The organism is Magnetococcales bacterium (assembly GCA_015232395.1).
In the GTDB taxonomy this organism is placed as follows: domain Bacteria; phylum Pseudomonadota; class Magnetococcia; order Magnetococcales; family JADFZT01; genus JADFZT01.
In genome coordinates, this window is sequence record JADFZT010000060.1 from 1 (window position 1) to 20,708 (window position 20,708).

The 20,708-nt window shown below is 55.2% G+C and carries 16 protein-coding genes and 1 tRNA gene; 12 read left to right on the plus strand and 5 right to left on the minus strand.

Features of this window, described 5'->3' with window-relative positions; genetic code table 11:
- Positions 1 to 163: 163 nt before the first annotated feature.
- Positions 164 to 238 (minus strand) — tRNA-Thr (locus HQL52_14890).
- 143 nt (positions 239 to 381) lie between these two features.
- On the opposite strand from HQL52_14890, the gene HQL52_14895 reads away from it, so the two are divergent.
- From HQL52_14895 to HQL52_14935, 9 genes are all read left to right on the plus strand, one after another.
- Positions 382 to 1,347: a MoxR family ATPase gene (locus HQL52_14895; GenBank protein ID MBF0370735.1), complete on the plus strand. Its 966-nt coding sequence runs from the start codon at positions 382 to 384 to the stop codon at positions 1,345 to 1,347.
- Between the two features lie 91 nt (positions 1,348 to 1,438).
- Positions 1,439 to 2,392, plus strand: a complete 954-nt coding sequence (locus HQL52_14900) for a DUF58 domain-containing protein (protein ID MBF0370736.1) — start codon at positions 1,439 to 1,441, stop codon at positions 2,390 to 2,392.
- Complete coding sequence (locus HQL52_14905; GenBank protein ID MBF0370737.1) at positions 2,389 to 3,021, plus strand: DUF4381 domain-containing protein; 633 nt, start codon at positions 2,389 to 2,391, stop codon at positions 3,019 to 3,021. Before HQL52_14900 ends, HQL52_14905 begins: the two co-directional genes overlap by 4 nt.
- A 4-nt stretch (positions 3,022 to 3,025) precedes the next feature.
- Entirely contained in the window at positions 3,026 to 4,054 is a 1,029-nt protein-coding gene (locus HQL52_14910; protein ID MBF0370738.1) for a VWA domain-containing protein, read from the plus strand.
- A gap of 192 nt (positions 4,055 to 4,246) precedes the next feature.
- Positions 4,247 to 5,488, plus strand: a complete 1,242-nt coding sequence (locus HQL52_14915; protein ID MBF0370739.1) for a radical SAM protein — start codon at positions 4,247 to 4,249, stop codon at positions 5,486 to 5,488.
- Entirely contained in the window at positions 5,478 to 5,789 is a 312-nt protein-coding gene (locus HQL52_14920) for a hypothetical protein (protein ID MBF0370740.1), read from the plus strand. Before HQL52_14915 ends, HQL52_14920 begins: the two co-directional genes overlap by 11 nt.
- A gap of 85 nt (positions 5,790 to 5,874) precedes the next feature.
- Positions 5,875 to 7,560, plus strand: a complete 1,686-nt coding sequence (locus HQL52_14925; protein MBF0370741.1) for a universal stress protein — start codon at positions 5,875 to 5,877, stop codon at positions 7,558 to 7,560.
- A 358-nt stretch (positions 7,561 to 7,918) separates the two neighbouring features.
- Positions 7,919 to 8,623: a cytidylate kinase-like family protein gene (locus HQL52_14930; protein ID MBF0370742.1), complete on the plus strand. Its 705-nt coding sequence runs from the start codon at positions 7,919 to 7,921 to the stop codon at positions 8,621 to 8,623.
- A gap of 105 nt (positions 8,624 to 8,728) precedes the next feature.
- Positions 8,729 to 9,454: a cytidylate kinase-like family protein gene (locus HQL52_14935; protein MBF0370743.1), complete on the plus strand. Its 726-nt coding sequence runs from the start codon at positions 8,729 to 8,731 to the stop codon at positions 9,452 to 9,454.
- Between the two features lie 562 nt (positions 9,455 to 10,016).
- Here the strand turns inward: HQL52_14935 and HQL52_14940 are convergent.
- Both HQL52_14940 and HQL52_14945 read right to left on the minus strand, forming a co-directional pair.
- Positions 10,017 to 10,643, minus strand: coding sequence for a hypothetical protein (locus HQL52_14940; GenBank protein MBF0370744.1), 627 nt, complete (start codon positions 10,641 to 10,643; stop codon positions 10,017 to 10,019).
- Positions 10,644 to 10,841: 198 nt separating this feature from the next.
- The gene (locus HQL52_14945; GenBank protein MBF0370745.1) at positions 10,842 to 12,449 is read right to left on the minus strand and encodes a c-type cytochrome; all 1,608 of its coding nucleotides are present in this window, start codon (positions 12,447 to 12,449) and stop codon (positions 10,842 to 10,844) included.
- A 508-nt stretch (positions 12,450 to 12,957) separates the two neighbouring features.
- On the opposite strand from HQL52_14945, the gene HQL52_14950 reads away from it, so the two are divergent.
- Positions 12,958 to 13,134: a hypothetical protein gene (locus HQL52_14950; protein MBF0370746.1), complete on the plus strand. Its 177-nt coding sequence runs from the start codon at positions 12,958 to 12,960 to the stop codon at positions 13,132 to 13,134.
- Between the two features lie 629 nt (positions 13,135 to 13,763).
- Here the strand turns inward: HQL52_14950 and HQL52_14955 are convergent.
- Entirely contained in the window at positions 13,764 to 14,102 is a 339-nt protein-coding gene (locus HQL52_14955; GenBank protein ID MBF0370747.1) for a TraR/DksA C4-type zinc finger protein, read from the minus strand.
- A gap of 179 nt (positions 14,103 to 14,281) precedes the next feature.
- Between HQL52_14955 and HQL52_14960 the strand changes: the two genes are divergently transcribed.
- Both HQL52_14960 and HQL52_14965 read left to right on the plus strand, forming a co-directional pair.
- The gene (locus tag HQL52_14960) at positions 14,282 to 14,545 is read left to right on the plus strand and encodes a hypothetical protein (protein ID MBF0370748.1); all 264 of its coding nucleotides are present in this window, start codon (positions 14,282 to 14,284) and stop codon (positions 14,543 to 14,545) included.
- Positions 14,546 to 14,673: 128 nt separating this feature from the next.
- Positions 14,674 to 15,099 carry a hemerythrin domain-containing protein gene (locus HQL52_14965; protein ID MBF0370749.1) on the plus strand — a complete coding sequence of 142 codons (426 nt, stop codon included), beginning with the start codon at positions 14,674 to 14,676 and terminating at the stop codon, positions 15,097 to 15,099.
- 411 nt (positions 15,100 to 15,510) lie between these two features.
- Here HQL52_14965 and HQL52_14970 read toward each other — a convergent pair whose 3' ends face one another.
- Complete coding sequence (locus HQL52_14970) at positions 15,511 to 20,646, minus strand: response regulator (GenBank protein ID MBF0370750.1); 5,136 nt, start codon at positions 20,644 to 20,646, stop codon at positions 15,511 to 15,513.
- Positions 20,647 to 20,708 lie beyond the last annotated feature (62 nt).

Consider the following 20,708-nt stretch of genomic DNA (forward strand, 5'->3'; position numbering starts at 1 on the left):
AAAACCAAAAACGGCGCCAAATGGTTTGCAGAACGGTGCCAAATGATTTGCCGTTTTACAACAATTTGATAGAGATTACCCAGAGTTGATTCCCAAGGTAGCCCCAGGGTAGCCCCAACAGAAATCTGGTTTGGTCGAAGATGTCTTAACTTGTTGTTTTTTATGGAGCCGCCTGTCGGAATTGAACCGACGACCTGCTCATTACGAGTGAGCTGCTCTACCCCTGAGCTAAGGCGGCTTTGGTTCCAAAACGCTGCATATCCTACGTGGGGTGGTTGAGGGGGGTCAAGTATTCCGGGGGGATTTTTTCTTCCGGGGGTGGGGGATTTTTTCACTTGGACCCCATTGACAGATTGGGATAGGGATCCTACATAAAGTCCCATGAGCACTCATCCCAAAATCAAAGCACTGGAAACCTACCTCAATCAGCGGATCATCGGCCAGGAAGCCCTGGTGCGGCGGCTGCTCATCACCTTGTTGGCGGATGGCCATCTTTTGGTGGAAGGCGCCCCCGGTCTCGCCAAGACCCGGGCCGTCAAGGAGCTGGCCGCAGGGGTTGAAGGGGATTTCCATCGGATTCAGTTTACCCCGGATCTTCTGCCAGCCGATCTGGTGGGCACCGATGTCTTTCGTCCCGAGGAGGGCACCTTCCGGTTTCATGCCGGTCCCATCTTTCACAACCTCCTACTGGCCGACGAAATCAACCGGGCCCCCGCCAAGGTGCAATCCGCCCTGCTGGAGGCCATGGCCGAGCGGCAGGTCACCGTGGGGAGCGTTACCCACACGCTACCCAAACTTTTCCTGGTGATGGCAACTCAAAATCCCATCGAGCAGGAGGGCACCTTTCCCCTCCCCGAGGCCCAGCTGGATCGATTCCTGATGTTTGCCCGGGTCGATTATCCCGATGCCAGGGCCGAAAGCGAAATCCTGCGCCTGGCCCGCAACGAAGCCCGGGAAAATCCCCAAGCCACCCCCTCCCCGCCCCAAATCACCCAGGCCGATCTTTTCGTCGCCCGGGAAGAGGTGCGGGAAGTACACATGAGCGGGCCCCTGGAGGAATATCTGATTCAGCTGGTATTGGCCACCCGCAACCCGGTTCCCCTGGGTGAGGAGCTTTCCGGTTGGGTACGGTTTGGAGCCAGCCCCCGTGCCACCATCGCCCTGGATCTCTGCGCCCGGGGTCGCGCCTGGCTTGCGGGGCGGGATTATGTTTCTCCAGAGGATATCCATGCCGTTGCCCCGGATGTATTACGTCATCGGGTGTTGCTCTCCTTCGAAGCCGAAGCCGAGGGAATCACCCCGGATCGGTTTATCGCCGAACTGCTGGCTCGGCTTGCCGTACCCTGATTGGGTGTGTCGTCAGTCATTTTTTTGTCTATGGAGATCCCAGTGAGCGGACAAATCATTTGAACGCCACCGCCTCACCCCCCAGGAACCCATGAACCCCTTGCCGACCCCCAATCAGGATAGCCCGGAATCCGGGGTAACGGTCTCTTTGGCCGCCCTTATCCGTCTGCGGTTTCAAGCCATTTCATCTGGTTTTCAGGGGCGAAAAAAGGTCCACAGCGCTTTGATCGGTGGCTTCGCTTCTCCCTTTCGGGGGCGGGGCATGGAGTTCGAAGAGGTGCGGGCCTATCAGCCGGGGGATGACATTCGCAACATGGATTGGCGGGTCACCGCCCGCACCGGCAAGCCCCACACCAAGCTCTTTCGCCAGGAGCGGGAGCGGCCTGTCTATTTTTTGGTGGATCTCAACCCCTCCATGGCCTTCGGCACCCGGGTGGCATTCAAGTCGGTCGTGGCTGCCCGGATTGCTGCTCTGCTGGCTTGGAGTGTCGCTCGCAAGGGAGATCGGGTGGGGGGGTTGATCTTTACCGATCAAGGCCATTGGGAATCCCGGCCCGCTTCCGGCAAGCGGGGGGTGCTGCCCCTGCTGGGAAAAATATGTCAGCACCTACCCAAACCCGGGGCGTTTCTCGATACCCCCCTCTCCCTGGTTCAGCCCCTGGCCCGTCTGCAACGGGTCACCCGGCCCGGCTCGTTGATTTTTATCATCAGTGACTTTTTGGCCCTCGATACCGAAGCCCTGCATCGGATGAGTGATCTGGCCCGACACAACGATGTGGTGGCGATCCAGCTTCACGATCCCCTGGAAGCGGAGCTACCCCCTTCCGGGCGGTTCGCCTTTGGGGATGGGGAGCGGGTTTTGAACCTGGATGTGGGTGATGCCCGGGTGCGGGAAGGGCATCGACGTCGCTTTCAAACCCATGGAGAGCATCTGGCGGCGGCGTGTGGCAAGCGCAACGTTTTTTTTCTCTCCCTCGCCACCGATGCCCCTCTGCCCGAGGCGCTCTTCCGGGAGCTGAGGCCACTCACGGGGCGGCGGTCATGATCCCCTCCCCTCCTCCCCCCTCTCTGCCCATGGCTCCGGTTCCGGGTACAGCCCCCATGGCGACTCAGCTGCCTGGGGAGCTGCTGGCGCAATTGCGGGATATCCATATGCCGCCACCGGTCTCTGACTGGCCACCGGCGTTTGGTTGGTGGGGGGTGCTGGGTTTATTGTTGTTGCTGGCTCTGGGGGGGATGCTCTGGCGGCGGCATTGGAATCGACGGCGACCTGTTCGGGAGGCGTTGGTGGCCCTTGACGAACTATTGGTTTCATACGGTCGTGATGGGGATGGGGGTCGCTTTGTTCGGGGGCTTTCGATATTGTTAAAACGCGTCGCCCTGGCGGTGCATGGTCGGGAGCGGGTGGCGGCTCTGAATGGGGCGGCGTGGCTCGCTTTTTTGGATCAGACCGGTGGCCGGGGGGGCTTTTCCGAGGGGGTGGGGCAGGTACTGGCTGTGGGCCCCTACCGTCCTGGCGAAGCGGTCGAAGTGATCCCTCTGGCGGAGTTGGCCCGGAGTTGGATCCGACAAGCCAAACCTCCTCGCCCTTCCCCTTCCTCCTCCCCCTCCTCCAGGTCTGCCGGTTTTTGGCGGTTTGTCCCTGTTGCCAGGGTTTTTGGGAGGGGTGGTTAGAATCATGGAATCCGGTTTTCAGATTGCTTGGCCCTGGATGTTGTTTCTCCTCCCCCTGCCCTTCTTGATCCGCCTCTGGATCAAACCCGGCTCTGGCAGCGCCCGGCAAGCGCTGCTCGTGCCTTTTTTTGCTGATCTCAATCGTCTGGAGCCGGGAGGGGGTGCGCGCACGGCTTCCCGGCGGGTGCGTGTTCATAAAATCCTGATCTGGCTGGCCTGGCTGCTGCTGGTGTTGGCCTCCACCCGGCCCCAGTGGTTGGAGCCCCCCCAGGGACTCCCCATCAGTGGTCGGGATTTGATGCTGGCGGTGGATCTTTCCGGTTCCATGGAGATGAAGGATTTTAAGCTCAAGGGGCGGCAAGTGGATCGCCTGACCGCCATCAAGGGGGTGGCTTTGGAATTTATCGACCGGCGCATTGGGGATCGCTTGGGTTTGATCCTCTTTGGGGACAACGCCTATCTCCAGACCCCTCTTACTTTTGATCTGACCAGTGTTAAAAAAATGCTTCTGGAAGCGGAAATTGGGCTTGCCGGGGAGAAGACTGCCATTGGCGATGCGATTGGGCTTGCCATCAAACGCCTTCGGGAGCGTCCGGGGGAGAGTCGGGTGTTGGTGCTCTTGACCGATGGGGCCAATACTGCCGGGGTGATGGATCCCGCCAAGGCTGCACAACTCGCTGCCCGGGAGGGAATTCGCATTTATACCATCGGCATGGGCTCCACCGAGCCGTTGCGCATCCCCGGCTTTTTCGGCTCCCGCCTGGTTGACCCTTCCCGGGATCTGGATGAGGGGTTGTTGACCCAGATGGCTGAAGAGACCGGTGGCCGCTATTTTCGCGCTTCGGATACAGCCTCCTTGGCTGAGATCTATCATCTTCTGGATGAGCTGGAGCCCACTTTGGCCAACCAGGAAATGTTTGTGCAACACAAGCCTCTTTTCCCCTGGTTTTTGGCTCCGGCCCTGGTCATTTCTCTTCTGTTGGCCATGAGCGTTGGCTGGAATGGGGCCTCTCCCGGTAAACAAACCCGTTGACAAACCCGGGTGAATGACGGTTCAGTGGGGGAGCTGTTTTCACCAATCCTGACTGGTTTATCAGCCGCTGTTTTCTGGCCAACTCCGTGGGTTTGATCATCGGGTGTTGCCTTTGTTTCAGGTGGTGAAAACGTTCACAGGCTTTTTGGGCCTGCCCATTCACTCTTTTGTAACCAGAAGATAGACGCCCACGTGCCTACTCAAGCAGATACCACCCCTCCCTTTTTGATCTCCTGGAATCTCACCCGGCGCTGCAATTTGAAGTGTGAGCATTGCTATCTGGATGCGGATGAGCTGGATGGGGGCCGGGGGGATCTGGATACGGATCAGGCGCTGCTGATTGTTGATCGCCTGGCCCACTATTGCCCCGGGGCGATGTTGATTCTCACCGGGGGGGAGCCGCTGCTGCGCCAGGATTTTGAAACCATTGCCCAGGCGGCGAGCGACAAGGGCATGGCTGTGGTGGTGGGTTCCAACGGCACCCTGCTGACCGGGGAGCGGATCCAACGCTTGTTGGATATCGGAGTGCAGGGGATGGGGGTGAGTTTGGATGCCATCGATCCCCAATCCCACGACCGTTTCCGGGGGGTATCGGGCTCCTGGCAGCGCACCATGGACGGGGTGGCTCAAATGCAGCGGCTGGGCATGCCTTTTCAGATGCAGTTTACCGTCACCCGGGAAAACCAGGCCGATATTCCCAAGCTGGTGGAGTTGGCCCACCAGACTGGGGCCCAGGCGGCCAATGTTTTTTTTCTGGTCTGTACCGGTCGGGGCCAGGAGATGAGCGATATCACGCCCCAGGAATATGAAAAAATGCTCGGTTGGCTGGCCCGGGCGGAGCGGGAGTATGCTGACAAGATCATGGTGCGGGCCAGGTGTGCGCCGCATTTTTTGCGGGTGGCAGCCCAAAGCGACCCCGACTCCCCCATGGTGCGGGGGGCTACCAGTGGCTGTATTGCCGGTAGCGGCTATTTTCGCATCACCCCGGAAGGGGATGTGACGCCTTGTCCCTATATGCCGACACCGGTGGGTAATCTGGTCAACGACGATCTGGCCCCTCTCTGGGAGGGGAGTGGTCTCTTTCAATCTTTGCGGCAACCTGTTTATCATGGCAAATGCGGTGACTGCTCCCATCGGGAAATTTGTGGCGGTTGTCGGGCTCGGGCTTTGGCGGCCACGGGAGATGTGATGGGGGAGGATCCCTGGTGTGATTATCAGCCCGACTCTGAAGAGGCCGAAGCCGCTGGGCGTGAGCTTCCTGAGGGGGGGGATCCGGTTTGGGGGGTGGAAGCCGAGGCGCGTTTGGCCAAGGTGCCGGTCTTTTTGCGGGGTATGGTCAAGGGGGGGGTGGAGCGTTATGCCCGTAAAAAGGGCATCGTTCAGATTACCCCGGAACTGATGATTGAGATGAGGAGTCGTGTCGGTGGCAGATGAAAATCCCAAGGGGGTGGCAGGTGGGGGTGTGGCGGGTGCGGCTGATTCCGAGGCGGTTGTGGATGCTGAGGGGAATGTCGGCTATCTGGATAACCGAGGCCCCAAAAAAGGGGTAATTTTCAAGATATTCGGTGTGATCATGATTTTTCTCGGGGGGATGGATTCCCTCCTTTTTTGGCGGGGGGGGATGGCGGCCACGGATGGTTATCTGTTGTTGATCATCATCGGTTTTGCCCTCTATGCCATCGGTGCGATTCGGGGCCGCTACCAGGAGTCCGAAGAAGCTGAGGCTGATGCCTGATAGCGGCGTGATCAGCGGCTTTTGGTGGATTTTTCCATCCTTCAATCCTGTCCTTTCCCAACCTTAATAGACCGGAAAACCCGTCATGACCTCTCACTCTTCCACTCCTTCAGCCTTGCCAGCTGGCGCGCCCTACCAAAAAATATTGGTCGCCCTGGATTCATCCGCCCATGCCGACCGGGGCTTGTCTCACGCCCTCACCTTGGCCCAGGCGGGGGAGAGTGCTGAAATCACCGGTATTCACGCCTATGCCGCCAAGCTCCACGACATGCGTTTTCGGCAGATGGAAGGGGGGCTTCCCGAGCAGTTTCGCAAGGAGGAGGCTCTGGAGGAGCAGCGGGAGACCCACGACGATCTCATCACCAAGGGGTTGGACCTCATTACCGAATCCTACCTGGATGTGGGCAAGCGGGCTTGTGAGGCTGTTGGAATAGCCTTTCGGGGGCGCTCGGTGGAGGGGAAAAATTATGCCATGCTGGCCGCTGAAACCCAAACCGGTCACTACGATCTTCTGGTGATGGGTTCCCAAGGGGTGGGGGCGGTGCCCGGGGAGCGGTTGGGGGGTGTGTGTGACCGGGTAAGCCGTCGTACCGCCATTGATACCCTGGTGGTGAAGGAGCCTGAGCGGGAGAGCCTGGAAGGGCCGATTGTGGTGGCTGTGGATGGTTCGGAGCTTTCCTATGGGGGGCTTATGACCGCCATGCAGCTCTGCCGTCACTGGAAGCAGCCTCTTATTTTGGTCGCTGCTTACGATCCCTACTATCACTATGTGGTGTTCAACAACATCGCGGGCATTCTCTCCCAGGAGGGCAAGCAGGTCTTCAAGTTTGAAGAGCAGGAAAAGCTTCACGAGGAGATTATTGATTCGGGGCTGGCGAAAATCTATCAGGCCCATCTGGATGTGGCCCGCACCATGGCTGAGGAGCAGGGGCTGACGCCGGAATGTGTTTTGCTGGCTGGCAAGCCCACCACCGCCATCACCACTTTTCTGGAAGAGCGCAAGCCGGCCCTGGCCATCTTGGGCAAAACCGGTATCCATGCCGATGATGAATTGGATGTGGGGCGGGTGACTGATCATCTGTTGCGGGAGGCGGGTTGCAACCTGCTCCTCTCCTGCCGTACGCATGTGCCGGAGACCGACCGCATTGCCAGCTTTACCACCTCCTGGACCGAAGAGGCCGAGGCTCGTCTTAACCGTGCCCCTTCTTTTGTTCGCAAGATGGCCCGTATGGCGATTTTGCGTTATGCCCAGGATCGGGGACATACGGTCATCACGGCGCGGATTGTGGAGGAGGCGACGGCGGCGTTGATGCCGGGTGGTGGCGGTGCCGGGCATGGTGGGGGTGTTGATGCGGAAGGGGGCAAGCCGGAGGGGGATAAGCCGGAAGGTTTGGAGGAGATTCCCTTGAGCGCGGGTGCCCAGGCGATGTTGGGGGCGGTGGCGGATCCCCATCTGGCGGCCAATGTGCGTCTGCGGGCGCAAAAAGCTGCCCGGCAGGAAAAGAGCCCGGAGGTTACCCCCAAGCAGCTGGCTCGTTTTCTGCCTCAATCCATGTCATCCGCACCCGAGCTGGAGGTGGCGGACTCTTTTCAATGGAGCGAGGTGGCTTTGGAGCGGATCAATCGCGCCCCGGAAGGTTTTATGCGGGATGCGGCGAGGGAGCATGTGTTGGAAGTGGTTCGGGAGCAAAACAGAACCGCTGTGACCCTTGAAGATGTGGAAGCGGGTTTGGTGCGGGCCAGAGACAAAATGATGAAAAGCCAGTCGTGATTTTGATTTGAATGCATTCACCAACCTGGGGGAATGGGGTTACTCTTTCCCCCGGGTTTTGGCTTTGAGACAGAATGATTCACTGACACAAAAAGTCTCACCGGATTTGGGACAATCTGTCTCATTTCAGGTTTATGTCAGGGAAAATTTTCCGATCAAGAGGCTTTGTCGGTGGCCCTTTCTGCGGCCATTTTTCGGTATAGTTTGTTGTAAATTAACGTTTTAATAAACACCTCTTCAGATGTTCTGAAAGATCCTCCCAGAGCCACGTTTACGGCATACATATTGCGCTTATCAGAGAGTGGTGCAGTAGATTTGCCGTGCGGCTGAGGTTTAACTGGCATAGGAGGGTCTACCCATGTCCGACGCTATCCACTTCCCGGCCACCTCCCCTGATTTTGAAACAGCCTCTTACCCCTCTCCTTTGATCCATCAGGAGATCTCCCCGCCTCTCGTGACGGTTTCAGGGGAGTGTCAGGAGAGTATTGAAGAGGTGGGGTTTGCCCTGGCGGAAACGTTGGGGGTCAATTGTTTTACCCAGGAAATGATCGAAGCGGAGATTGAGGCGGATATTTCGGCGGAAATATTTGATGCGGAACCTCCGCCGACTTTTTCGGGAAACCTTGATCAGTGGTTGCAAACTTTGGTGACGGCAGATCCTGCTTCCCAACCCGGTTTTTTCCCTCACCTTGTTGATACGGTCATGACCATCGCCCATTCCGGTGGTGTCATTATTGGACTTGGGGCCCACCTGATTTTGGCTGGGAAGAGGGTTTTTCGTCTCAAGGTGGAGAGCGGTCCGGAATATTGCGCCCGTCATCTGGCCCAACGGGTGGGGGTGTCGATCAAGGCGGCTCGAAAAATGGTGGAGCGGACTGATTGTGCCCGGGTGCAGTTCGTCAAAGAGATTTATCACCGTTTTCCTTCGCAGAATACCTATTATGACTTGACCCTTGGTACCGAAATTTTGACATCGGAACAGATTGTCACCATCACTTTGGAAACCATGTCGGAGGTGGGTATTAAGGGGCTCCACACATTATCAGATCCACTCTTTGTCTGAAGCAGAGGGTCTCTCGGGGGGGAAAGTGTTTGGGCGTGGGATTGTCACTGTGGGTCTGATCAAGAGGAATAGCCATTATCCAGGTTTGTTGTCAGGAGAGGTGTCATGGCTGAAAGAGATCATTATGAGATTATCCAGGCCATCCTCCAGACGGAATTTTATCAACTGCGGAAACAGACCAACGCTCAAATTCCGTCTCCTCCTGTGGTGACCATTTCACGGGATCATGGTGCCAATGGTCGCCAGATTGCTTCTCTTTTGGCGGATCGGTTGGGGGTGCGTCATTATGACCGGGAGTTGTTGGAGGCTATCACTTGGCAGGTTCAAGGGGACAAACGGTTGATGCAGCGTTTGGATGAAAAGATCGTGGGTGTTTTCGACGATTTTATTCTTTCCGGTTTTACCAAAAAGGGGGTGCTTAAGGATCTTTTTGAGCGCAGTATGGTTAAGGTGATTATTGGGATTGGTCAGATTGGGGGGGTGATTGTTGGTCGAGGGGCGCATCTTTTGATTCAGCCTGGGCGGGCTTTTCGGCTTCATGTTGAGGGTTCTCTTAGTCAATGTGCCAGGCGGGTTGCTTTGGAGGAGGGTGTTTCTTTGGAAAAGGCTGAAAAGCGGGTTATCAAGGTTAACAATCAGCGTATTCGTTTTGCAAAGCGTATTTATAAGCGTCATCCGCATTTAAAGAGTTATTATGATATGGTGATTAACAGCGATTTGCTTTTGCCTGGGCAGGTGGTGCATATTGTTCTTTTGACTATGAAGTTGGGTGGGTTTCCGGTGCCGGGAGGTGGGGGTTTGGTGGAGTGTGGTGATTCTGTGTTAAGGTAGTTCATTGAATTTGCTGTTGATTTTATTAATAGGGGTGAAGGGGGATTATCTCCCTTCCGGGTGTGGGCAGAGCCCACGGTTTGTCTTTTGATCTTATCTTTTGATCTTATCTTTTGATCTTAATCTTTTGACTTTGCTTTCCCATTCCCAGCGGGTTTGGGGCGCAGCCCCAAGGTTTTGTTTTTGCTTTGTTTTTGCTTTTTTGTCAAAGATGCTCATGATGTGCCATCCCCAAAAGGAACGACTATATAGCGGGGTTTTTGACTGATTGAAGAGCTGAAAGATGAAAAGATCAAAAGATGAAAGTCAAAACAAAAGGAAAAACCGTGGGGGCAAGCCCCCACACCCCCAGGGGGTTGTAAAGCAAAATCAAAAGATGAAAAGCAAGTTCAAGATCAAAAGATGAAAAGCAAGTTCAAGATCAAAAGATGAAAAGCAAGTTCAAGATCAAAAGATGAAAAGCAAGTTCAAGATCAAGTTCAAGATCAAAAACAAAACCTTGGGGGAAAGAATTCCCCCAAACCCCCATCTTTTTTTTTAATAGTATAAAGTCAAAACCAAATCAGTAAAGAGCCAACTCATCAAACTTGAGAATTACCTCCAAAAGCTCCTGGGTCGCCTGACGAATCAACTCCGACTCCCTGGCATCCCGAATCTGACGACTCTGATCAAGAATAGCAATCCAAGTCGATAAATGCTCCGGATCAATCTGAGCCGCAACCGCCGTCAAAGATTCCAAAGCCGTCAGATTACGATCCGCAAGCCCCTTCAACTCAATACCAACCTCCTCACTCCAACCATCACCACTGATCGCCTCCAAACACCTCTGAACAGGATTGGTGTCGTCAGGAAGATCACCTTCCGCTTGCTTTTCGGAAGGCTGGGAAACCTCAGAAGGAGCACAGTGAGAAACAAAAGCAGAAAGAAGCGTCCGCAAAGCAATCTTCTGACTGCGTTTGGCATTGATCGCCGAACGCCGCTCATAAAGAGCAAAAATCAAAACCAGAAAAATACCCTGAAGACAAAATCCCACCAACTCCGGCAAGATCGACTCACTCAGATCTGTTTCCCAATAAAGAAGCAGAGTGAAAAAAGGTGCAGCTGCAAAGAAAATAACCAAAAAAATCAGATAGAAGAGAACAAGTCCCTTCATAAATGACACCCGCTCCCGCTGCACCGGCAACTTCATGACCTCTCCCATTGGTCTCAATGATCCAAAGATACGAACTCTAGCGAATCCCAGAAACAAAGGCCAATAAAAACCGGCCTATCACTCCGTTAATCCAGCAGATCCCCCCCCCCTGCTTCGATATCCGGCACAGACTGGCCAAATACCGAAGCAGGGCCGTTTTCTCAAAGACCGACAAACCCTTCGATAAAGAGAGCGCTAGAAAGTGGCAATATAGGCAGCCATATCCGCCAACTCCTGCTCACTGAAGTCATAGCCCATGGCCCGCATTTCCGAGACCTGGGTCATGGACCTGGCGAGAGTGGTGCTGTTATCCCCCCGGAGAATATCGTTGCGACCCAAACTCGGATCAGAGCCGTGACAGCTGCCGGTGGAACAGCCCTGGGCCACATAAAGAGTCGCGCCGTTGGCAGCATCACCAGTGATCACCGTGGGAATGTTGTCAGTGATATAAGCCGCCAAATCCGCAATCTCCTGATCAGTCAGGCTGAAGCCCATGGCGACCATTTGGCCGACGCTGGTGAGGGCCGTGGAAATGGTGTCGGCGCTGGTGCCGTTTTGAATGTTGTTGAGATTGACTGAAATATCACTGCCGTGACAACTACCGGTAGAACAACCCTGGCTGGCAAAGAGCGTTCCGCCATTACTGGAATCCCCGGTCAGAGGAATGCTGTCGGTGATGTAGGCCGCCAAATCCGCAATCTCCTGATCCGTCAGGCTGAAGCCCATGGCAACCATTTGACCGACACTGGTGAGGGCCGTGGAAATGGCATCGGAGCTGGTGCCGTTCTGGATGTTGTTGAGATTGGCCGAAATATCACTGCCGTGGCAGCTGCCGGTAGAACACCCCTGGCTGGCAAAGAGAGTCCCACCGCTAGAAGCATCCCCAGTGATCACCGTGGGAATGTTGGCCGTGATATGAGCCGACAGATCGGCAATTTCCTGATCGGTCAGGCTGAAGCCCATGGCAGCCATTTGGCTGACACCGGTCAGAGCAGCACTGATGGCGTCCTGGCTGGTGCCGTTCTGGATGTTGTTGAGGTTGGCCGAAATGTCACTGCCGTGGCAGCTGCCGGTGGAACACCCCTGACTGCTGAAAAGCGTGCTGCCGTTGTCGGCATCTCCGGTGAGAGAGGTGGAGACCAGATTGAAGGCCTTGACCAGAAAGACCGCCATCTCCGCCCGGTTGATGGTGAGGCTGGGACAAAAATTACCCGTGTCACACGTCCGGGTGGTATCCAGCGTGTCGTCGCTGATGCCCTCGCTATCAAGCTGTTCAATAAAAGCAGCCGCCCAATAGTCCGAAGAGATGTCGCCAAAGACGCTCCCCGTGGCGGTCGGGGGAGAATAATCAGAGCCATATTTGGTCCGGAGCAGAAAAATCGCCATCTCCGAGCGGGTGATATCCCGGCTGGGGCAAAAGTTGCTCGCGTCACAGCCAGCGGTGATGCCCAGCTCCGACAAACGTTCGACAAAATTGGCCGCCCAAAAATTGGCGGAAACGTCATCAAATGTCGTCCCCGTGGCCGTGGGAGGGGCATAGTCGGATCCGTTCAGACTGCGCAGAAGAAAAATCGCCATCTCCGCCCGTTGCAGATCGCTGTCCGGGCAATAGTTTTCCGAGTCACAGCCACTGGTGATGCCGTTTTCAGAAATGATCTGGATATATTCATAGCCCCAGCGGTCACTGGGAACATCAGTAAAGGCACGGGCTTCTGCCATCCAGACGAAAGGAGTCAGCAGAGCCGCTATAATCGCTTGTTTCCAGAAAGGTTTTTTCAAAACAAAAGAGACGCTTGCCATCATCGGTTATTCTCCGGATTGTGAGCTGGGGGTCCAGGATTTAAAATGGTGAATAGTTATCATTTTCCAATTTGGCAGATTCCTGCAACCAAAAAAAGCATTGTGCCAGAGAATGTTACACTTTGTTTCCCGATAATCATCCAGCCTCTTCCTTCTCAGGCCGAATAGTAGAGGGAGAGGGTTGGCGTTATATGGTTATGGTATGAAACTTGCAGAATAGTTCTTTGTACGAGATAACCAAACCCTGCATGAGATAATTCCTCCAGGGAGAGCTTTTTCGAAAGCGAAAGCTGAGATCGTCTCGATGAACTTAAACCTTGCCCCAGCGGCTGGTTTGGGACTTTAGCTGTTTAGGCAAGGGAGAAAAAAAGTGGCTACTTTGTATTGTGAACAGTGCAATCCGGAGCACCTTCGTCAGCCAGATCGACGGGGAGAGAACTCCGATGCCGACTTAGCATCCCAGGGAGAGCGACGTCGCTCTTCTGATCGCCGCAGAGTACAGGATCGCCGTATGATCGACCTACCCCCCCCGGAAGAGATTGAGCGCCGCGAAACCATCGGCCGTCGGCCTTTTGATGGTCACGCCTGGTTCGATGGCATTATCGAAGATGCCCTGGAAGGGGCCTGGGAAGTCCAGGATGAGGGACGCTATGTGGTCTGTCCCAAGTGTCGTGGCACACTGCACTGATCCAGCTGCCAACTAAAGCCCAAAGCCGGGAGGAGCTGCTACCAAACGGGTCTTGACCCGTGGCGTTTTCGTGGTGGGCACTCTTCCTGACTCTTTGCACCGATCATCTGCCATCTTAACAGAGAGCCTGAAGCCAGCTCTTGGGACGAGCTTTCGCCGTTTCCCCCTCGGGTTTTTCACCTGGGATCGGGGGAGAGGCCGGGTGGAGCATGCTATAGCAGTTCTATCTCAAAATTGAACACTCTTCCCTGACTCGTCATCCCCGCGAAGGCGGGGATCCAGGGAGCTGATGATTGCCCTCAAGGAAAAACCAAATCTTCAAGAAAGGCCGGTGTTTTGCTGAAAGTGAAGCAAAATTTGGAAAGGTTCGTGCCAGACACTCTGGATTCCCGCATTCGCGGGAATGACAGAAAAAGTACAGCGGCATATGTCCAATTCTTGATTTGAATTGCTATACCACCTTAAGGAAGCTGTTTTCCTCTCACACCCGAGCTGTTTCGGATTGCCCTCACCTCTTGGTGTTTTCCCCTCACACCCGAGCTGTTTCGGATTGCCCTCACCTCTTGGTGTTTTCCCCTCACACCCGAGCTGTTCCGGATTGCCGTTAGCTTTTGGTGTTTTCCCCACCATCACTCATCCCCACCCCTGGCACACTGAATACAGGTGAGAATGGCCGGATCAAAGGCCAGCCGTTTGGGGGGGATGGGATCATCGCACCCCACACAATAGCCATAATCGTCGCTTTCAATCCGGACCAGGGCAGAGCGGATACGGATCATTTCCAGCTTGCGCCGTCGTTCGGTCTCCTGGGACATCGCCTGGAGCTGCATGGCATCCATCCGGGAGAGGCGGCCCACGCGGGTCTGATCCAGCTCTACCGGCTTGCAGGAGGATTTGGCCGCATCGGAGAGGCGCTTGAGCTGTTTCTCCCGATCCAGGAGTTGGTTTTTTAACGCCACTGTATCGATATTGTCAGAAGCACTCACGGGCACGCTTTCCAGGCTGAGGGCCAAGGGAGTGGCCGGTTTCAGGATGGTTCAGACCTCGTTGAAGGTCTCGGAACCAAACCCATTTTTCAAGATGTTTTTATGATGGGCCAAAAAAAATGTGTCTGGCAGACCCACTTCGATGCCATCTGGCACACCCCTTGAATTATCTCTATCCATTCCCACATATTCCTACAACCAGCCAGAAGGAAAAAGGCGAAAAAATGGTGCATCCAGAGGAAATCCGAGCGAAATTGGCCCTTCTTAAAAGGATCCCCGGTGTCTACCAGGCCACCCTGGGAATGCTTGGCGTTGACAAATTGACAGATCCGCATCAATTGGACAACGAACAGCTCCGGAGACTTGAAAAACTGATTGGTCATTTTGGTGGTAAGGTTGCCACTGAAAGCCAGTCATTCATGTGATTCCCCAGAATCAACAGTTTTTCGGGAATCGATTGTTTTCGTGTCTCCAAACGGGCACGGATCCGAGGGGTCGGAGTGTAGGCCGACCCCTCGGATCCCTCTCCGGGTTTGCATAGGGAGTAGATGGGATGGCCAACAAAGAAAAATCCATTCACAAGTTCATCAAAATATTTCGCCGGGAACATAAGGAGCTGGCCAAACGCCTGAAGCGCTGCCAGGAGCTGGATATTTCCCGGAAGAAAAACAGACGGCAGGTCAAAGGGGTGCTCAAGGATCTACGCAAGCACCTCCAGCAGGAAACGGTACATGTTTCCCCCCTGCTCGCCCCCCTTGCCATGGAAGATCCAAAGCTGGGCAGGTTTTTAAAGAAGACGCGCCAGGAGCTTCGGGACGTCAACCTTTTTACCGACTACATGTACGACAAATATCGCCGCAAGGATGCCACCATCGGTTATCCGGAGGATATTGAACGCATGGTGGAAATTTTCACCAGGCGGGTGGATATTGAGGAAAGAATACTCTTTAAGCGGTTTAAAAAAGAGGGAAACTCCTAACTTCTCACGGTTTAAAAAAGAGGGCAGCTCCTAACCTCTCAAGAAGATCTATAGCCAAGGTGTATAGCCATTCAAATCAAGAATTGGACATATGCCACTGTACTTTTTCTGTCATTCCCGCGAATGCGGGAATCCAGGGGGGCTGGCGCGAACCTTTCCAAAATCTTGTATCTCTTTCAGCAAAACACCGGGTTCTTGAAGATTTGGTTTTTCCTTGAGGGCAATCATCAGCTCCCTGGATCCCCGCCTTCGCGGGGATGACGAGTCAGGGAAGAGTGTTCAATTTTGAGATAGAACTGCTATACCCTGCTGCTTGAGTGGGTGCGCCTGCTTTGGCTGCCAGAATCCAAACACCTCTCCCCTCCTCCCCCAACAGCTCCCAGCCATTTTTTGACAACGACCGCTTTAGGTTTAGCCGTTGGGAATCTGTTTGTCTGTTTTTTGAATGGAATCTTTCTCTTCCTGTTCAATCCGTGCCAAAAAATCCAGCAGGTTTTGTTTGCGAATGGGTTTGGAAAGATGGTGATCACAGCCCGCTTCCATCACCAGTTCGTGGTGTTCGTGCATGGCGTGGGCGGTCAGGGCGGCAACGGGGGTGTGGCCGGCGTGGTTTTTGGACTCCCAGGTACGGATTCCCCGGGTGGCGGTATAGCCGTCCATCACCGGCATTTGAATGTCCATCAACACCACGTCGTAGGGTTTGGCCATGAACATCTCCAACCCTTCCCGACCGTTTTGGGCATAATCGAGGCGGTGGGCGCTTTTTTTCAGGAATGTTTCGATCAGGAGCCGGTTGTCTTCGTTGTCTTCCACCAGGAGGATTGAAAGCCCCGGGGTAGCGGTTGGGTTTTCTCTGCGCCGGCGCTGCTCTCTGGGAGCTTCGGGGGGGGTAGGGCTCACAGGGGTGGGTTCAGAGGCGGCGAGGGGGATTTCAAAATGGAAGGTGCCCCCTTGCCCTGGCTGGCTTTCCACCCGGATGTGACCATCCATCCGTTCCACCAGTTTTTGACAGATGGTCAGCCCCAGACCGGTGCCGCCAAATCGTCGGGTGGTGGTGGAGTCGGCCTGAACAAAAGGTTGGAAGATGGATTCCAGCTTGTCCTGGGAGATGCCGATACCGGTATCGGTGACGGTAAAATGGATCATCTCCTCCTGAGTGGGGGGGGTGTTTTTGGTTTTGCTTTTTTCGATACTGAAGGAGACCTTGCCCGCCGGGGTAAATTTGATGGCATTGCCCAGGAGGTTCAAAACGATCTGCCGCAGGCGGTTGGGATCGCCACTGACATATTGGGGTACTTCGGGATCCAGATTGAGCTTGAGTTCGATATTTTTTTCCCGGGCGATGTTTTCCTGGATTTCCAGACTTCCGGTAACCAGTTCGTGGAGATCGAACACCATCTCTTCCATATCCCACTGACCCGATTCGATTTTCGAAAGATCCAAAATATCGCTGATCAGAGCCAAAAGTGACTCTCCGGCCTTGTGCAGGGTGGTGAGATATTGACCCTGCTCTTCGGAAACCTCGGTCTCCTGTAAAAGCTCACCCATCCCCAAAATGGCGTTCAGGGGGGTGCGGATTTCGTGGCTCATGGTCGCCAAAAATTCGCTTTTGGCCCGGTTGCCCGCTTCGGCGGCGGCTCGACCCTTTTCCGCCTCCCGCTTGGCGGCCTGGAGTTCAGTGGTGCGTAGCTTGACTACATTTTCCAGGCGATCCCGATGGCGTTTCAATTCCAGATGGTTGAGCACCCGCCGTCTGACGATCTCCCCCTGGAAAGGCTTGGTGATATAATCCACTCCCCCCAGGCTCAACCCTTCGGCTTCGTCGGCGACCTCCTTCTTGGCGGTGACAAAGAGCACCGGGATTTCCTGGGTCTGTGGATCCCCCTTCAGCCGTCGGCACACTTCATAGCCATCCATCTCCGGCATCATGATATCCAGCAAAATGATATCCGGTGGATGATCCGATTGGGCAATTTGCAGGGCACGGCGGCCATTCAGGGCCACCATCCGATCAAACTCGCTGAGGATTTCCGCCAAAACATCGATGTTGGAACGCTGATCATCGACGATGAGCACCCGCTCTTTTTCCAACTCCCGAACCATGGTCCGTCTGCCGGAAAAAGTGGCATCCAGAGAAGCGGTGATGTCGTGGATGATTTGCAGGGCTTCCCGATAGTGATAGTCGGAAATCTGTTTTTTCAGCTCCTGAAAGATGGCCGGTGAGGCGGCTTCCAGAGTCTGGGCCAGGGCGCTCATGAGAGAGGCCACTTCGATGGAACCGATCTCCAGGTGGCGGGCCAAATCTTCCAGCAGGATGACCGTCTGCTCCGGATTTTCCCTGAGGGAGCCTTTATCAGGCAGATTGATGTGGATGGCCTCGCTGGTGCCGGGCTCCATGCCTCCCAACTCCCGGATGAGGGCATTCATGCGGTTGAAAAAACGGGCGGAAGTCGCCTTGATGGCGATGGGGTTGGACTCTCCGATGGCGTTTTCAAGTTGGCCGGTGGATTCATAGAGTTGCACCGCCCCCAGGTTGCCTGCCACACCCCGGATGGTGTGTAGTTCGACAGCAGCCTTCTGAAATGCTTTTTTCTCCAGCAGATCCCGGATTTTTTGGTTGGCTTGGCCATACTCTTCCAAAAAGCGCACCAGCAGGCGGCGGTAGAGCTTGTGGTTGCCTCCCAGCCGCTCCAGCCCGCTCTGAATATCCAGGCCGGGAATCTCCTCCAGTGTCTCTCCCTCGATGGTGACAGCCATCTGTTGGGTGGATGGCAAGGGACGGGAGATCGCTTTGGAGATCAAACCATAGAGGCGTTCGGGTCGGATCGGTTTGTCCACATGTCCGTTCATGCCGGACTTGTTGACCCGTTCTTTTTCTTCGGTCGAAGAGTGCGCGGTCATGGCGAGGATGGGGAGATCCTTCATGCCCAGATCCTGGCGAATGCGCGCCGTCGCTTCGTAGCCGTCCATTTCCGGCATTTGCAGGTCCATCAGCACGGCATCAAAGGGCAGGCGCTCCAGGAGGCGCAATGCTTCCAGGCCGTTGTTGGCTGTTTCCACCACCAGCCCCACCCTCTCCAGGAGTTCCCGGGCCACCTGCTGATTGATTTCGTTATCTTCCACCAGCAAAATGCGACTGCCTGCCACCTGTTCACCGGTCTCCTCTTCCAGCCCGAGGACTTTTTTGGAGCGCCGATCCTGGATGACCTTCTGTTCTGCTTCCGTTTGTTCCTCCTTGCTCTCCTTCTCAGCCTCCTCAGTCAATACCTGAATCAGCCGGGAGCGCACCACGGGCTTGTCGAGGAAAAGATCGACCCCGGCTTTTTCCCCTTCGATGCGAATGGCATCGATACCAAAGGGGGTGAGGAGACAGAGTTGGGGCAAGCGGCAAGAGGGGGAGGCGGCGGTAAGGGTCGCCCGGATTTCGGCGGCGGAATCGATACCACTTTTTTTCGGCAGGTTCCAATCCAAAAAGGTAAAATCATAGGGGGCTTCACCGCTATTGTGGGCCAAAAGCTCCGCCAAGGCCTCCTTGCCGGAAAAAACGGTGGTGGGGATCAGGCCCATCTCGGTCAAAAGCTCCTGGAGATAGAGCTGGAAGATGGGGTTGTGGGCGGCTATCAGGGCTTTTTTACCCTGAAGGGGCTTGGGCAGGGTGCGTTTTTTGCGGCGGTTTTCGGAGTGGTGTTCCACCATCACAAAAAAGGCAAATTCACTCCCCTCCCCCGGTGAACTTTCCGCCCAGATTTCCCCATCCATCAGATTGACCAGGCGTTTGCAGATCGAAAGCCCCAGCCCCGTGCCACCATATTTGCGGGTGGTAGAGCCGTCAGCCTGGACAAAGGGTGAGAAGAGCCGGGGGAGATTTTCAGAGTTGATCCCCACCCCGCTATCCTGAATCGAAAAGGCGATCTTGATCTGGCCGTTGCCGACTGTTTCCAGAGTGGCCCGGACCGTGATGCCGCCATCATCCGTAAACTTGACGGCGTTGCGGATCAGATTGATCAAAATCTGCTCAATCCGCATCACATCGCCATGGAGCACCTGATCGAAGGAGAGCGGAGCCAGAAAGAGCAGTTCGATCCCCTTGTCCGCCACCTGTTTGCTGAAAAGATCCGCCAGGCGGTCCAGGAGATCGTGGATATCAAACTTGACCGGATCGAGATTCATCCGCCCGGCATCGATCTTGGAAAAGTCGAGAATGTCGTTAATGATGCCCATCAGGGAGCGGGAGGCATTTTCGATCTTGCCCAGATAATCCCGCACCTTGGGAGAAATTTTGGCTTTCAGGGCCAGATCCGTAAAACCCAATACCGCATTCATGGGGGTACGGATTTCGTGGCTGGTGTTGGCGATAAATTCGCTCTTGGCCCGGTTGGCCGACTCCGCCACCTGGAGGGTCTCTTCCAGAGAGATCAAAAGCTGCTTGCGGTCGGTGATATCCTGGATGAAGGCGGTATATTGGGGGTTTTTGGCCTGTTTGATGGCGGTCAGAGAGATCTGTAAATCAATCACCTTGCCATCGGAACGCTGCCCGGGGAGTTCAAATCGCCGTCGCAACTCCCCCTCCTGCCCCGATTGGGAGCGCACCAGAGCGTTTTTGTGGGGCTCCCGAAGGTGGGGAGGGATGATGAGGTCGGCGATATCCTGGCCTGCGGCCTGTTTTTCGGTATAGGCAAAAAGCTCTTCGGCGGCGGGGTTGAAATCCAAAACCCGGCCAGCGTGATCGATGGTGATGATGGCATCGAGGGCGTTATCCAGCACCGATTGGTGGCGGGTCACCATCTGCTGGAGTTCCTGATGGCGCTCGATGATGTCGATGTTTTGATAGACCCGGCAGAGCAGCTCTTCGGGTTGGAAGGGTTTGACCAAAAAATCGTTGGCGCCTGCCTTGATGAAGGCCACCGCCAATCCCGGATCCGTGGCTGAGGAGAGCCCGATGGCCGCGACTTTGTCCCGGGAGTGGTGGGTCCGCAACTTTTTCATCAGTTGCAGACCGTCCATTTCGGGCATCTTGAAATCGGTCACCATCAGGGAGATGGGCTCCCGGTTGAGGATCTCCAGCGCTTCCAAACCATCTTTGGCTTCCAGCAGGTGAAAGCCGTAACGTTTGAGGGTGTGGCACACCAGGCCCCGGGCGCTGCGGGAGTCATCCACCACCAAAATGTGATGGCCCCGGTTGCGGCGAATTCGGTCGATGGCGTGGATGACTGAATCCACGACGCCGATGTTATCCTTGACGAAATAGTCGAGGATGCCCTTTTTGAGGATTTTTTCCTGCAGTTTTTTTTTGTAGGTGGCGGTGAGGACGATGGCGGGAATCGACCGGGAGAGCATTAAATCGACGATCTCGCCATCCGGGGCATCGGGGAGATGGAGATCCAGGAGGGCGAGAGAAAAATCGGTGTCGAGATGATTTTCCAGCACTTCCCGGGCATTTTCCAGACTGGTGGCCAGAACAACCTGATAGCCCAAGGCGACCTGAATGCGCTGTTTCAGCAGGGAGGCAAAGCTTTTGGAGTCCTCAACAATGAGGATGGAGCCCATAATTGATTCCGTTTCAGGCACTAAATGAGAGCTATGCGTGAATGCGGTGACGAAAAGGTGAT

Bases quoted from the DNA above. Each gene is read 5' to 3' on its own strand.
- HQL52_14945 (MBF0370745.1), bottom strand. From the start codon at position 12,449: ATGATGGCAAGCGTCTCTTTTGTTTTGAAAAAACCTTTCTGGAAACAA.
- HQL52_14905 (MBF0370737.1), top strand. From the start codon at position 2,389: ATGATCCCCTCCCCTCCTCCCCCCTCTCTGCCCATGGCTCCGGTTCCG.
- HQL52_14900 (MBF0370736.1), top strand. From the start codon at position 1,439: ATGAACCCCTTGCCGACCCCCAATCAGGATAGCCCGGAATCCGGGGTA.
- HQL52_14935 (MBF0370743.1), top strand. From the start codon at position 8,729: ATGGCTGAAAGAGATCATTATGAGATTATCCAGGCCATCCTCCAGACG.
- HQL52_14910 (MBF0370738.1), top strand. From the start codon at position 3,026: ATGGAATCCGGTTTTCAGATTGCTTGGCCCTGGATGTTGTTTCTCCTC.
- HQL52_14950 (MBF0370746.1), top strand. From the start codon at position 12,958: ATGATCGACCTACCCCCCCCGGAAGAGATTGAGCGCCGCGAAACCATC.
- HQL52_14965 (MBF0370749.1), top strand. From the start codon at position 14,674: ATGGCCAACAAAGAAAAATCCATTCACAAGTTCATCAAAATATTTCGC.
- HQL52_14970 (MBF0370750.1), bottom strand. From the start codon at position 20,646: ATGGGCTCCATCCTCATTGTTGAGGACTCCAAAAGCTTTGCCTCCCTG.
- HQL52_14925 (MBF0370741.1), top strand. From the start codon at position 5,875: ATGACCTCTCACTCTTCCACTCCTTCAGCCTTGCCAGCTGGCGCGCCC.
- HQL52_14930 (MBF0370742.1), top strand. From the start codon at position 7,919: ATGTCCGACGCTATCCACTTCCCGGCCACCTCCCCTGATTTTGAAACA.
- HQL52_14895 (MBF0370735.1), top strand. From the start codon at position 382: ATGAGCACTCATCCCAAAATCAAAGCACTGGAAACCTACCTCAATCAG.
- HQL52_14940 (MBF0370744.1), bottom strand. From the start codon at position 10,643: ATGAAGTTGCCGGTGCAGCGGGAGCGGGTGTCATTTATGAAGGGACTT.